General features: G+C 61.3%; 13 protein-coding genes. 3 read left to right on the plus strand and 10 right to left on the minus strand.

Annotated elements, in window-relative coordinates:
* The first annotated feature begins 93 nt into the window (after nt 1-93).
* Entirely contained in the window at nt 94-1,104 is a 1,011-nt protein-coding gene (locus C6Y56_RS26345; protein ID WP_169432208.1) for an acyltransferase family protein, read from the plus strand.
* A gap of 11 nt (nt 1,105-1,115) precedes the next feature.
* Here the strand turns inward: C6Y56_RS26345 and creC are convergent, their stop codons facing one another.
* From creC to C6Y56_RS26360, 3 genes are all read right to left on the minus strand, one after another.
* On the minus strand, nt 1,116-2,534 hold the full coding sequence (creC, locus tag C6Y56_RS26350) for a two-component system sensor histidine kinase CreC (RefSeq protein ID WP_169432209.1): 1,419 nt from the start codon (nt 2,532-2,534) through the stop codon (nt 1,116-1,118).
* Nucleotides 2,534-3,214, minus strand: coding sequence for a two-component system response regulator CreB (gene creB / locus C6Y56_RS26355; protein WP_169432210.1), 681 nt, complete (start codon nt 3,212-3,214; stop codon nt 2,534-2,536). Before creB ends, creC begins: the two co-directional genes overlap by 1 nt.
* A 232-nt stretch (nt 3,215-3,446) precedes the next feature.
* The gene (locus C6Y56_RS26360; RefSeq protein WP_169432211.1) at nt 3,447-3,950 is read right to left on the minus strand and encodes an ATP-dependent zinc protease family protein; all 504 of its coding nucleotides are present in this window, start codon (nt 3,948-3,950) and stop codon (nt 3,447-3,449) included.
* A 174-nt stretch (nt 3,951-4,124) separates the two neighbouring features.
* Here C6Y56_RS26360 and C6Y56_RS26365 point away from each other — a divergent pair, with 174 nt between their 5' ends.
* Nucleotides 4,125-5,012: an acyltransferase gene (locus tag C6Y56_RS26365; protein WP_169432212.1), complete on the plus strand. Its 888-nt coding sequence runs from the start codon at nt 4,125-4,127 to the stop codon at nt 5,010-5,012.
* A gap of 1 nt (nt 5,013) precedes the next feature.
* On the opposite strand, the gene C6Y56_RS26370 is transcribed toward C6Y56_RS26365, so the two are convergent.
* A complete protein-coding gene (locus C6Y56_RS26370; RefSeq protein ID WP_011336267.1) occupies nt 5,014-5,571 on the minus strand; it encodes a DUF2780 domain-containing protein in 558 nt (185 codons plus the stop codon).
* A gap of 266 nt (nt 5,572-5,837) precedes the next feature.
* Between C6Y56_RS26370 and C6Y56_RS26375 the strand changes: the two genes are divergently transcribed.
* On the plus strand, nt 5,838-6,140 hold the full coding sequence (locus C6Y56_RS26375; RefSeq protein ID WP_074692150.1) for a hypothetical protein: 303 nt from the start codon (nt 5,838-5,840) through the stop codon (nt 6,138-6,140).
* 55 nt (nt 6,141-6,195) lie between these two features.
* Here the strand turns inward: C6Y56_RS26375 and fdhA are convergent, their stop codons facing one another.
* From fdhA to C6Y56_RS26405, 6 genes are all read right to left on the minus strand, one after another.
* Nucleotides 6,196-7,395, minus strand: a complete 1,200-nt coding sequence (fdhA, locus tag C6Y56_RS26380) for a formaldehyde dehydrogenase, glutathione-independent (RefSeq protein ID WP_011336270.1) — start codon at nt 7,393-7,395, stop codon at nt 6,196-6,198.
* Between the two features lie 202 nt (nt 7,396-7,597).
* The gene (gene purU / locus C6Y56_RS26385) at nt 7,598-8,455 is read right to left on the minus strand and encodes a formyltetrahydrofolate deformylase (protein WP_007959808.1); all 858 of its coding nucleotides are present in this window, start codon (nt 8,453-8,455) and stop codon (nt 7,598-7,600) included.
* Between the two features lie 218 nt (nt 8,456-8,673).
* The gene (locus C6Y56_RS26390; protein WP_169432213.1) at nt 8,674-9,306 is read right to left on the minus strand and encodes a sarcosine oxidase subunit gamma; all 633 of its coding nucleotides are present in this window, start codon (nt 9,304-9,306) and stop codon (nt 8,674-8,676) included.
* A gap of 55 nt (nt 9,307-9,361) precedes the next feature.
* Nucleotides 9,362-12,379, minus strand: a complete 3,018-nt coding sequence (locus C6Y56_RS26395; protein ID WP_169432214.1) for a sarcosine oxidase subunit alpha — start codon at nt 12,377-12,379, stop codon at nt 9,362-9,364.
* Complete coding sequence (locus C6Y56_RS26400; RefSeq protein ID WP_169432215.1) at nt 12,376-12,705, minus strand: sarcosine oxidase subunit delta; 330 nt, start codon at nt 12,703-12,705, stop codon at nt 12,376-12,378. Before C6Y56_RS26400 ends, C6Y56_RS26395 begins: the two co-directional genes overlap by 4 nt.
* A gap of 14 nt (nt 12,706-12,719) precedes the next feature.
* Entirely contained in the window at nt 12,720-13,970 is a 1,251-nt protein-coding gene (locus C6Y56_RS26405) for a sarcosine oxidase subunit beta (RefSeq protein ID WP_003206307.1), read from the minus strand.
* Nucleotides 13,971-13,988: the final 18 nt, after the last annotated feature.

The raw sequence follows: 13,988 nt of genomic DNA on the forward strand, positions 1-13,988 counted from the left end.
TTGTGTGGAAAACCCTGTAAAACGCTTTTCCCATTATCGAGTGCAGGATCGCTACACGTTATTCGGGACAGGATTTGGACAAGGATTATTCCGTTGAGAAACAACTCATTCGACTTGATCAGGCATTTTGCGGCACTGATGGTGCTGGTCAGTCACCACTTCGCACTTTGGGGTCAGGAAGAACCGGGCATCGCCGGCTACAACTCATTGGGTGGAATGGCCGTCATTGCCTTCTTCGCGATCTCCGGTCTGTTGATTACCCACAGCTTTCTCAATGCCAGAAATTTCGCCGACTACCTGGCCAAACGTGTCGCGCGAATTTTCCCGGCGCTGATTGCCTGCGCCTTCGTCATGACGTTTGTGGCGGGAGGGATATTTGCGCAGGGGTACATCACACGCCCTTCGGCACTGATCGACTTCCTGCGCATCTCGTTGTTCGGCCGCGCGGCAATCGATGAAATTACCGAAGGCTTTATCTTCAGCGAGTCTTTCAACGGCAGCCTGTGGACGCTGAAGATCGAATTCGCCTTTTACATTCTGGTGGCGGGCGCGCTGAGTCTGTTTCGCCGGGCCATGATGCCCGCCGCTTTGCTGATGATGTTTTGCATTGCAACCTATGTACTGGGAAACAGCACGCCGAGCGCCCTGACACAGAAGCTGGCCGTGTATGGCTGCGCCGGTATAGCGTTTTTCACTGGATCGCTAGGGGCGTTCTGCACCCGTGTCTTTTGCTCGACACGCCGCAGACTGACCATACTGGCGGCCTGCGCCGGCCTGATGGTTGCCGTCGCGGGAACCCCGCTGACCGGTGTGGTCTCCACACTGTGCATGGCTCTTGCGACACTGAGCCTGGGCCTTTCATATGTCGATCACACCATCCGGGGGCGCTTCGACATCTCTTACGGCCTCTATCTTTACGCGTTCCCTGTTCAACAACTGGTGATCAACAAGACTTCGCTGGCGTTCATCCCGTCAATGCTGGTGTCAGCCCTCATCGTGATGGTTCTGGCCAGCGTGTCCTGGCGGTGGATCGAGAAACCGGCCCTGCAATGGGCACGCCGCAGAAACGGAGCCAGGGTCGCAGAAGTGCCAAAAGCATCCTGATTGTTTGACGGTCAAGGCAGACGCAGACACACCCGCACGCCATCCGCCACGTTGGCGATGTGCATCGAGCCGCCATGCAACTTGACCACTTCTTCGACGAAGTTCAGCCCAAGCCCTGTACTTTTACGCCCGCTGTCCGGGCGTGGCAGCGAGTAGAAACGCTCGGTCAGACGCGGCAGAGCGTAGTCGGGAATCGGCGCGGTTTCGTTGAACAGGCAACACACGACCTGCTCACCGGCCCGCTCGGCGCTGAAGCGCAGCAAACCTTGTTCAGGGGTGAAGTCGAGCGCGTTTTCCAGCAGATTGCCCAGGGCCTGTCGTAGCAGGAAAGGCTCGCCGATCACCGATAGATCCGCTTCGACGACTTGCTCGACCCGCAACCGACGGCTTTCGATCCGGGCCATCTGCGCTTGCAGTGTTTGCGCCATCAATGTCGCCAGCGGCACCGCGACGCGCTCTTCAAGACCTTGCCGCTGCTCGACCTGCGCCAGGTTCAGCAGGCGTTCGATCAACTGCTGCATCCGTGCGCTTTCACGATCGATATTGCCGACGAAACGCTGGCGTTGCGCCAACGGCATTTCGCCCTGCAACAGTTCGGCGGCACCACGAATCGCCGCCAGCGGGCTTTTCAATTCGTGGGTCAGCGTATGGACGTAGCGTTCGACATAGGCCTTGCCTTCAAGCTGGGTGCGCATTTGCTCCACGGCACTCGCCAATTGTTCCAGCTCGCCGCCGCGATAATGCGGCACTTGCACCCGACGCCCTTCGCTGACTGCCTGGGCATAACCGGTCAAGCGGTGCAGCGCCCGGCTCAACCACCACGACAGAAGCGCACCCAACAGCAGGCCCAGGACGATCAGCCCGGCGCCGTAAGCCAGCAGGCGGCGCTCGGTACGGTCGACGTAAGGTTGCAACGAACTGTTGGGCTTGGCCACGGTGACCACGCCGATGATCTTGCCCTCATCGCGAATCGGCGCACCGACGTGCATGACCGAAGAATTCGGATCATTCGGATCGCTGCGGCTGGAGCGCGCGCCGTATTCACCGCGCAGGGTCAGGTAGACGTCGTTCCAGCGCGAGTAGTCCTGACCGACCGCCAGACCGCTGGAATCCAGCACCACAATGCCCTTGGCGTCGGTGACGTAGATGCGGTGGTTGACCTGGTTTTTCGGCAGCCCCCAGATCGTCGCTTTCGGCTGGCGTTCGCCATAAGCCCGGAGCAGCTCGGGCCAGCGATTCTGGCTGAGGGTGCCGGCCTTGAAGTCGTCCTTGAGGATTTCCGCCATCAGGTTGGCGGTATCGACCAGGGTCTCCTCGGTGGACTGGCGCACGCCGGGACGGATTTCCTCCATTACGGTGTTGAGCACGAAATAACCGGTCAGGCCGATGAACAGCACGTAGACCAGAAAGATCCGCAGCCCCAGCGGCATCAGCTGTGTCCCGGGCTGTAGCTGTAGCCGAGGCCGCGATGGGTCTGGATCGGCTCGGCTTCGGCGCGCACCAGACGTAATTTGGCGCGCACGCTTTTGATGTGGCTGTCGATGCTGCGCTCGTAACCAGCATCCGCCGCCACGCCCAGCGCATCGAGCAGTTGCTCGCGGCTGAACACCCGCTCGGGTTGTTCGAGCAGGCATTGCAGCAGACGGAATTCGTGGCGGGTCAGGCTCAAGGGCTGACCGCGATAGCTGATCTGCACGCGCTCGGGATCAATGCGAAACATCCCCGACCAGGCGTCGACCGGCGCATGGGGCGCCATGCGTTTGAGAATCGCCCGGACCCGCGCGGCCACTTCCCGTGGACTGAACGGCTTGACCACGTAATCGTCGGCGCCGATTTCCAGTCCTACCACGCGATCGATCTCGGCATCCCGGGCGCTGAGGAACAGCACCGGCACTTCGCTGAAACGACGCAACTGCTTGCAGGTTTCGAAACCGCTGATGTCCGGCAGGCCGATGTCGAGGATGATCAGATCCGCCGGCGTCTGGCGCTGATGCTCAAGCGCCGCCGCACCGAGACTCAGCCAGGTCGTGGTGAAGCCCTCGCCCTGCAAGGCAAAAATCAGCGTGTCGGCAATCGCCGCTTCGTCTTCGACAATCAGGATATGAGGCATGGCGTCCGAGCCTGTGGATTAAGTGCGCGAACGGTGCCCCAAGCCCGGCGTTACGTCAATGAGACCACCAGCGTCGCGTCTCACAAATGCGTTTCTTTTTTGACGAGTGGCTGTTGTCGTCAGGCAAGGCGCCGCGACGAGTCATAGCCCGCTATGGCAAGGAGCGGCAACGCAGCATGACGGCAACAGACACCGTCAAAAAGGAACAGCATTTGCGAGACTCGACGCTCGACTAGCAGTCCGGCTTGTCGGCCGTGAAGCGCCGCGCCGGGTTCACCGCCGCGCCGAACTCGCGCAGGGCCTTGGCACCGATCAGCAACGGGTAGTTGAAGTTGCTGCGGTCGGTCAGGTTGACCTCCACGGTACGCTTGACGTCGCCCAGGCACAGCTCCAGATCGACCACCGGGCGCTTGGCCACTTCGGTGCTTTCGCCCTCGTCTTCTTCATCCGAGCGACTCTTGATCTTGCTGATCCGCGCAACCTTGTGCTCGTACACCTTGTTGCTGGCGTCCTTGGTGGCCAGGCGGAAACGCACCCAGTCTTCGCCGTCGCGCTTGAACGTCTCGATGTCCTTGGCCGACAGCGAGGCGGTCAGCGCGCCGGTGTCCATTTTCGCCTTGAGCACTTGCCCGCCGATTTCCGGCAGCGCGATGTATTCGTAGCGCCCGTACAGGGTCGGCTCGGCGGCCAGCACCGGCAGGGCAACGAGGGAAAGCAATGCAAGGAGGGATTTCACGTAATGGGCTTCCTTCGGAAATGGGGGCGTCTGACGCGAGATTTTAGACCGCTGTTCGCTTGATCGTTCCCGCAAGGCTAACGCGCCAAAGGTGAAACATTCGTCACCGCCGATTTGGCCTGTCAGCCGAAGCCACTTATCATGGCGCGCCCATCCGCTTTCATAGAGTTGCTTATGCGCCGCCTGCTCACCGGCTGTCTCGTCACCCTGCTGCTGTTGTCCAACACCCTCGTGCTCTTCGGCCCGCTGATGGTGTTCGCCCTGCTCAAGCTGATCCTGCCGGGACGCTTTCGCGATTACGCCTCGTGGGCGGTGATGTGGATCGCCGAAACCTGGGCGGAAATCGACAAACTGATCTTCCGCCTGTGCATCCCGACGCAATGGGACATCCGGGGCGGCGATGATCTGCGTGGCGACACGTCGTATCTGGTGATCAGCAACCATCAGTCGTGGGTCGATATCCCGGCACTGATCCAGACCCTCAACCGGCGCACACCGTTTTTCAAGTTCTTCCTCAAGAAGGAACTGATCTGGGTACCGTTCCTGGGCCTGGCCTGGTGGGCGCTGGATTACCCGTTCATGAAGCGCTACACCAAGGCGTTCCTGGCGAAGCACCCGGAGCTGGCGGGCAAGGATCTGGAAATCACCAAGGCTGCCTGCGAGTTGTTCAAGCGTCAGCCGGTGACGGTGGTGAATTATCTGGAAGGCACGCGTTACACCGCTGCCAAAAGCACTCAGCAGCAGTCACCGTTCAGCCACCTGCTCAAGCCCAAGGCGGGCGGAGTGGCGTTTGTACTGGCGGCGATGGGCGAACAACTGGACGCGATTCTCGATGTGACCGTGGTTTATCCACAGCCGAAGATTCCGGGGTTCTGGGACCTGATCAGCGGCAACGTGCCACGCGTGATCATCGACATCCAGACCCGCGAGCTGGATCCGGCCCTGTGGCAGGGCGATTACGAAAACGATCCGGTGTTTCGCGAAAAGGTCCAGAACTGGGTCAACCAGCTCTGGACCCTCAAGGATCAGCGTATCGCCGAACTCAAGGGCGAGCGCCGCTGAGTCAACCGTTGGTGCCGGTGCCCCAGATGCTGCCCAGGCTTTGCAGCAGCGAACCGCCGACACCCTGCTGACCGAGGTATTGCAGCAGGATCGGGGCAAACTGGCCGACCATCCCGCTGTCCATGCCCAACGCACCGAAGGCGTTGTTCAGGTCATTGGTGTCCTTGACGTTGCCCAGCGCATTTTCCAGTCCGGCGGACTTGCCCGATGAGCCGAGCAAGCCGCTCAACGCCGCCAGATTGCCTGCGCCGCCCGACAGCTTGTCGATGCCCGGCACTTCCTTGGCCAGTTCGGAATAGTCCGTGTTGCTCAGCTGGTTCTTCGCCAGTCCCAACATCGCACTGGTGCCGCCGACCGCTTGCTGCGGCGTGACGTTCAGCGCGCTCAAGGCACTCAACAGACCGGCGGTTTCCGACGTCGGCGCCGCGGCGGCGGCCTTGTCGCCGCCCTGCATGCCCGATACCGCACCGGCCACGTCATTCAAACTGAAACCGGCAAACACCGGCCCTGCCGCCAGGGTCAGGAGCGATGCCAGGGCAAAACCGCGTGAAATCTTCATTCAGACATCCTCTTGTGGCGTGGATTGCGCCGGATACAGGCGCTCAATCTGCCGGTTTGACCGAGTTGGCGGCAGCATGTTCCCCCAGACAGAAGCTGTGTTTTCTTGCATCAACCACAGGAAAACATTTCGTCCTGAGTTCATTTACTTCTAAGCTCTGCAGCAACCATTACAAATAGAACTAAAAACCTGTCATTTATGACAGTTGGAAATCTAGAAGGGGAAATGGAATATCTGAACTCCAATTACGTAACGGAGTACGACCAATGAAACTGAAAGTTCTCGCGGGTGCGCTGGCTTGCCTGGCAATGCTGAGCACTGCTCATGCACTGGAATGCCCAAAGGTCTCCGTGACCGATTCCGGAGGCGCGGAAGATCCGGTATTTACAGCTGCACGCATTAAAAGCGGAAACAAGCTCATTTGTCAGAATGATGGTAAAGGCAGTCTGGGCGTCACGACTGTTTTAGAGTCAAGCACTCCAATTACGCCTACTGGATCGGGTTGGGATAAAAACCTTGAGTGTGCAGTCACCGATGGTGATGCCAGCAAATGCTCGGTTAAATTGTGAGTTAGATGTTTAAAAAAGAGCAACCGAACCGGTTGCTCTTTTTTTTGGCTACGACTTACGCCGCACTGAACAACTTGTGCGGATCAATCACAAACTTCTTCGGCACACCCGCATCGAACTCGCCGTAACCTTCCGGCGCCTGGTCGAGGCTGATGACCTGCACGCCCACCACTTCGGCGATGTTGATGCGGTCCCACATGATCGCCTGCATCAGCTGGCGGTTGTACTTCATCACCGGGGTTTGCCCTGTGTGGAAGCTGTGGGATTTGGCCCAGCCGAGGCCGAAGCGGATGCTCAGGCTGCCCATTTTTGCGGCAGCGTCCACGGCACCCGGATCTTCGGTCACGTACAGGCCCGGAATACCGATCTTGCCGGCTACGCGCACCACGCCCATCAGCGAGTTGAGCACGGTGGCCGGGGCTTCGGATTTGACGCCGTCGTGACCATGACCACGGGCTTCGAAGCCGACGCAGTCCACCGCACAATCCACTTCAGGCTCGCCCAGCAGCGCGGCGATCTGTTCGTGCAGCGGAGTGTCTTTCGACAGGTCGACGATTTCAAAACCCTGAGCCTTGGCGTGGGCCAGGCGGATGGTGTTGACATCACCGACGATCACGACCGCAGCGCCCAGCAAGCGGGCGGAAGCGGCAGCAGCCAGACCGACCGGACCTGCGCCGGCAATGTACACGGTGCTGCCCGGACCGACGCCAGCGGTAACGGCGCCGTGGTAACCGGTCGGCAGGATGTCGGAGAGGCAGGTCAGGTCACGGATTTTCTCCATGGCCTTGTCGCGGTCCGGCAGTTTCAGCAGGTTGAAGTCGGCGTACGGCACCAGCACGTATTCGGCCTGGCCGCCGGTCCAGTCGCCCATGTCGACGTAACCGTAGGCTCCGCCGGCGCGAGCCGGGTTGACGGTCAGGCAGACGCCGGTGTGTTGCTCCTTGCAGGAACGGCAGCGCCCGCAAGCCACGTTGAACGGAACGGACACCAGGTCGCCGATTTTCAGGCTTTCGACGTCGCTGCCCTTCTCGATCACTTCACCGGTGATCTCGTGCCCCAGCACCAGACCGACCTGGGCGGTGGTACGGCCGCGCACCATGTGCTGGTCGGAGCCGCAAATGTTGGTTGAAACCACACGCAGGATGACACCGTGCTCGATCTTCCTGCCGCGCGGATCCTGCATTTTCGGATAGTCGATTTTCTGTACTTCGACCTTGCCAGCGCCGAGATACACCACACCACGATTGCCAGACATGCTTTCACCTCGCTGTTGTTTTTATGGAACCGCGCCACCCAGGCAGGCAGCGCGTTAAGTGCTCGGGTACAGATGCTGATTCTTGTGTTGCCTGTTATGGCCTTATCGCCAGCAGGCTGGCTCCCACGGTTGATTTCTGGTGTCACTGAGATCTGTGATCAGCACAAAACCCTGTGGGAGCGAGCCTGCTCGCGATGGCGATCTAAAGAACGACGGTGCGATTGGCGTTCAAAAACACCCTCCGCTCGATGTGATACCCGACAGCCCGGGCCAGGGTCAGGCCTTCGATGTCGCGGCCCTTGGCGATCAGGTCCTCGGGGTAATGACTGTGATCCACCGCCTCGACGCCCTGGGCGATGATCGGCCCCTCGTCCAGGTCGTTGTTGATGTAGTGCGCGGTGGCGCCTACCAGTTTCACGCCCTTGTTGTAGGCCTGGTGATACGGCTTGGCACCCTTGAAGCCCGGCAGCAGCGAGTGGTGAATGTTGATCGCCTTGCCATCGAGCTTGCGGCACAGTTCCGGCGACAGCACCTGCATGTAGCGGGCGAGAATCACCAGTTCGGCACCGGCCTCCTCGATCACCTGCCACACCTGCCGCTCCTGGGCCGGTTTGTCGTTGGGGTCGAGGGGGAAATGGTAGTAGGGAATCTGGTGCCAGTCGGCCAGCGGCTTGAGGTCCGGATGGTTCGACACCACCGCCGCCACGTCCATCGACAACTGGCCGATGCGCTGGCGGTAGAGCAAGTCGTTGAGGCAGTGATCGGCCTTGGAGACCATGATCACCACTTTTGGCCGGTAGTTCGGCGCGGTCAGCTCGAAGATCATGCCGAACGCCTGACCACGCTCGGCGAGGCCGGCGCGGAAGGACTGCTCGTCAAAACCGTCGGGCTGACGGAATTCCACACGAATGAAAAAGCGGCCCGAGAGCCGGTCATCGAACGAGTGGTGCTCGGTGACGTAACAGCCCTGCTCGAACAGAAAACGCGTCACCGCGTCCACGGTGCCGAGAACGCTGGGGCAGTCGGCGGTCAGAATCCATGTGTCTGGGGCGCGGCTCATGGTGCGGTGACTCCTGTTCTTTGTGCGGAGTGTCAGGGAGTTTCCCCTCACCCTAGCCCTCTCCCGGAGGGAGAGGGGACTGACCGAAGTGTCTGCAGAGCTACATCGACCTGAAGTTCGCGGTTGAATATAGATCGCAAGAACAACCGAGATCGGCTCCCTTTCCCCCTCTCCCCTCTGGGGGAGAGGGTTGGGGTGAGGGGGTGGCTTTTGATCTTTCAGGCCTGAACGCTAAGCCCGTACTCAGCCGAAGCATCCTGCAACCACAACCACCAGTAATCCGAGAAGCTGCGACGGATCAGCAGTTCCCAGGTGTCTTCGGCGGTGTGGCGGATCATCAGCTGCGACTTGGCGAACACCGTGCCGACAGCCTTGCCGACCGGGAAGTTGTTCGGGTGCACGTCGTAGCTGGTGGATTTCATCAGCACCTGACGCACGTTCGGGCCGCTCAGTTCGAGCAACTGCTGGCCGCCGCTGACGTTGACGATTGCGATGTGCAGATCGCCCAGCGCTTCGCGCAGTTTCTGCTCGGCGGCGAACTCTTCGCCGCTCGGCACGATCAGCAGCCACTCGTCCGGGCCCATCCATTGCAGACTGGTTTCACCTTTGACGATCACGCTCAGGGCACCCGGCAACTCGATGCCCAGGGCCTTGTGCACGCCGGCAGCGAACGCGGCATCGTGGCCGTCGCCACGAATGGTCAGATGGCCGAGAAGTTTCTTTTCACGCACGATCACGCCGGCGTTCTTGCGGCCCTTGCCGACCAGGCTGGCGAGGTCGGCATGATGCAGAGACGACTCGGCCTTGGCCCCGGTGGTCGGGCGTTGTTGGTAAACGTTGGCTGCGGTCATAAAGCACCCTTCCTGAATTCGGTGTCGCTCCCGCGCCAGGCACGGGAGCGATCAATTAGATGTTCTGGCGATCGCCTTTCGGATCGAAGAACACCGAAGAAACGATTTCCGCCTCGATCACGCTGCCATCCGCCAGCGGCGCGAACACCCGCTCGCCCATGCGCTTGAGCCCCCCCTTCACCACGCCCATGGCAAACGAATAGCCAAGGGAGTTGTGCGCGTAGCTGGAGGTCACGTGGCCGACCATGGTCATCGGGATCGACTGCTTGGTGTTGAACACCAGCTGCGCACCTTCCGGCAGCCATTTGGTCGGATCGATCGGCTTCAGGCCCACCAGTTGCTTGCGCTGATCACGCACGCAGTCTTCACGGTTCATGCCGCGCTGGCCGATCCACGAGAACGGTTTGGTGCGACCGACGCACCAGCCCATGTTCAGGTCGTCCGGGGTCATCGAGCCGTCGGTGTCCTGGCCGACGATGATGAAGCCCTTCTCGGCCCGCAGCACGTGCATGGTTTCGGTGCCATATGGCGTCAGGTTGAACGCCTTCCCCGCCTCGACAATCTTCTCCAAAACACCCATCGCGTAGTCGGCCTGGACGTTGACTTCGTACGACAGCTCACCGGTGAACGAGATGCGGAACACCCGCGCCGGCACACCGCCGACCAGACCTTCTTTCCAGGTCATGAACGGGAACGCTTCGTTGGCCAGATCGATGTCAGTCACGGCGCTGAGCAGCTTGCGGCTGTTCGGGCCGGACAGGGTCATGGTCGCCCAGTGGTCGGTGACGGAGGTGAAGTAGACCTTCATCTCTGGCCATTCGGTCTGGTGGTACAGCTCCAGCCACTGCAGGACGCGAGCCGCGCCGCCGGTGGTGGTGGTCATGACGAAATGGTTGTCGGCCAGACACGCCGTCACACCGTCGTCGAAGACCATGCCGTCTTCCTTGCACATCAGGCCGTAACGGGCCTTGCCCACGTCGAGCTTGGTCCAGGCGTTGGTGTACACGCGGTTGAGGAACTCGCGGGCATCCGGGCCCTGGATGTCGATCTTGCCCAGGGTCGAAGCGTCCAGCAGGCCGACGCTGTCACGCACAGCCTTGCATTCGCGTTTGACGGCGGCGTGCATGTCTTCGCCGTTTTTCGGGAAGTACCACGGACGTTTCCACTGCCCGACGTCTTCGAACTCGGCACCGTTTTTCAGGTGCCATTGATGCAGTGCGGTGTAACGCACAGGTTCGAAGATGTGCCCGCAGTGGCGACCGGCTACCGCGCCGAAAGTGACCGGCGTGTAGTTCGGACGGAACATCGTGGTGCCCATCTGCGGGATGGTCACGTTCAGCGAACGGGCGGCAATCGCCAGGCCGTTGACGTTGCCGAGCTTGCCCTGATCGGTGCCGAAGCCCAGAGCGGTGTAGCGTTTGACGTGCTCGACCGACTCGAAACCTTCGCGGGTCGCCAGTTCGATGGCGGCCGCGGTGACGTCGTTCTGCAGGTCGACGAATTGTTTCGGCGCCCGGGAAGTGCCCTTCTCGTGCGGAACCTGGAACAGCGCCAGCGTCGGCTCTTCGTGGCGGCTCAGGGCCTTCGGCAGCACGCCTTCAACGGTCTGGAAACCGGCTTCGGCCGCGGCGCGCACGCCGCCTTCAAAACCGTCGGCCAGGGAATCGCCGAGACCGTAGACGCCGTTGATGCCACCGACGCACACGCGTTTCTGCGGTGCTTCGCCCGGTACGAAACCGAGGATGTCTTCGCGCCAGATCGGCTTGCCGCCCAGGTGCGACGCCAGGTGCACCACCGGGCTGTAGCCGCCGGAGCTGGCGATCACATCGCATTCCAGCCACTCGCCGGGACTGGTCACGGCATGGCCTTTCACATCGATGGCGGCCACACGGGCAGCGGTCACACGCTTGCTGCCACGGGCCTCGATCACGGCGCTGCCGGTGAGGATACGAATGCCTTTGGCGCGGGCTTCTTCCACCAGTGCCCCGCGCGGATTGCTGCGAGCGTCGGCGATGGCCACCACTTGCAGGCTGGCGTCCAACCAGTCCAGCGCCACGCGGTAGGCGTGATCGTTGTTGGTCGACAGCACCAGCTTCTTGCCCGGTGCCACGCCGTAACGGCGCACGTAAGTCGAGACGGCACCGGCGAGCATGTTGCCCGGCACGTCGTTGTTGCCGTAGACCAGCGGACGCTCGTGAGCACCGGTCGCCAGCACCACACGCTTGGCGCGGACGCGGTGGATGCGCTGACGCACCTGGCCGATCGGAGCACGGTCGCCGAGGTGATCGGTGAGGCGTTCGTGAATGGTCAGGAAGTTGTGGTCGTGGTAACCGTTGACCGTGGCGCGTGGCAACAGCAACACGTCCGGGGTGTTCTTCAATTCGGCGACGACACTGGCGACCCACTCCATCGCAGGCTTGCCATCGAGGCTTTCGCGGGAATCGAGCAGGCTGCCACCGAACTCTTCCTGTTCATCGGCGATGATCACCCGGGCACCGCTGCGCGCAGCCGCCAGGGCAGCGGCCAGACCGGCCGGGCCGGCGCCGACGATCAGCACGTCGCAATGCTGGTTCATGTAGTCGTAGGTGTCCGGATCGACCTCGGTCGGCGAACGCCCCAGCCCGGCAGCCTTGCGAATGTACTTCTCGTAGGTCATCCAGAACGATTGCGGGTACATGAAGGTTTTGTAGTAGAAGCCCGGCGGCATCAGCTTGCCGCCGACCTTGCCGAGAATCCCCATCATGTCGTTGTTGACGCTCGGCCAGCCGTTGGTGCTGGTGGCGACCAGGCCTTGATACAGCGCCTGTTGCGTGGCGCGCACGTTCGGGATCTGGGTAGCTTCGGTCGCACCGATCTGCAGCACCGCGTTCGGCTCTTCGGCGCCGGCGGCGAAGATGCCGCGAGGGCGCGAATACTTGAAGCTGCGGCCGATGATGTCGACGCCGTTGGCGATCAGCGCCGACGCCAGCGAGTCACCCTCGAAGCCTTTGTAGCTCTGACCGTTGAAGGTGAAGCTCAGCACTTTATTGCGGTCGATCCGTCCACCGTTGGACAGGCGATTGGTCTGGCTCATACCTTCTCTCCCAGCGCCGTCGTGGCTGTTTTCGCAGGGTCAGCCTTGTCGGTGAATTGCGGCTTGGTGCCGATCTTGTAGGTTTCGAGAATCTCGTAGGTCACGGTGTCGCGGGTGACGTTGAAGTACTGGCGGCAACCGGCGACGTGATCCCACAACTCGTGGTGCAGACCGCGAGGGTTGTCGCGGAAGAACATGTAGTCGCCCCACTCCTCGTCGGTGCAGCTGTTCGGATCCAGCGGACGCGGAATGTGCGCCTGGCCGGATGCGTGGAATTCCTCTTCGGAGCGCAGTTCGCCGCAGTGAGGACAGAAGATATGCAACATGGGGATTTCTCCTGTTAGTGGGCGACAGCCGCAGCGCCGTGTTCGTCGATCAACGCACCGTTGTGGAAACGGTCGATGGAGAAAGGTGCGGCCAGCGGGTGCATTTCACCCTTGGCCAGACTCGCGGCAAACACGTTGCCCGAGCCAGGTGTCGCCTTGAAGCCACCGGTGCCCCAACCGCAGTTGAAGAACATGTTCGGGACCGGGGTTTTCGAAATGATCGGGCAGGCGTCCGGCGTGGTGTCGACGATGCCGCCCCACTGACGGTTCATGCGCACCCGCGACAGCACCGGGAACATCTCGACGATGGCCTGGATGGTGTGCTCGATCACCGGGTACGAGCCGCGCTGGCCGTAGCCGTTGTAGCCGTCGATGCCGGCGCCGATCACCAGGTCGCCCTTGTCGGACTGGCTGATGTAACCGTGCACGGCGTTGGACATGATCACGCTGTCGATAATCGGTTTGATCGGCTCGGACACCAGCGCTTGCAGCGGGTGGGATTCGATCGGCAGACGGAAACCGGCAAGCTTGGCCATGTGCCCGGAGTTACCGGCGGTCACCACACCGACGCGTTTGGCGCCGATGAAGCCCTTGTTGGTTTCAACACCGATGCACACGCCGTTTTCCTTGCGGAAACCGATCACTTCGGTCTGCTGGATCAAGTCCACGCCCAGAGCGTCGGCGGCACGGGCAAAGCCCCACGCCACGGCATCGTGACGGGCCACGCCGCCGCGACGCTGAACGGTCGCGCCCATCACCGGGTAGCGGGTGTTTTTCGAGCAATCGAGGTACGGGATCTCGTCCGCCACTTGCTTGGCGTTGAGCAGTTCGCCGTCGACGCCGTTGAGGCGGTTGGCGCTGACCCGACGCTCGGAATCACGGATGTCCTGCAGGGTGTGGCACAGGTTGTAGACGCCGCGCTGGGAGAACATCACGTTGTAGTTCAGGTCCTGAGACAGGCCTTCCCACAGTTTCATCGCGTGTTCGTACAGGTGCGCCGACTCGTCCCACAGGTAGTTGGAGCGAACGATGGTGGTGTTGCGCGCGGTGTTACCGCCGCCCAGCCAGCCCTTCTCGACCACGGCCACGTTGGTGATGCCATGTTCTTTGGCCAGATAGTAGGCCGTCGCCAGACCGTGCCCGCCGCCGCCGACGATGACCACGTCGTAGACCTTTTTCGGGGTCGGCGTGCGCCACATGCGCTGCCAGTTTTCGTGGTGGCTGAGGGAGTGCTTGAAGAGGCCGAAGCCCGAATAGCGTTGCATAGTCATGTACTCCAGAAC

The sequence above is a fragment of the Pseudomonas fluorescens genome, from assembly GCF_012974785.1.
GTDB classification, from domain to species: domain Bacteria; phylum Pseudomonadota; class Gammaproteobacteria; order Pseudomonadales; family Pseudomonadaceae; genus Aquipseudomonas; species Aquipseudomonas fluorescens_BT.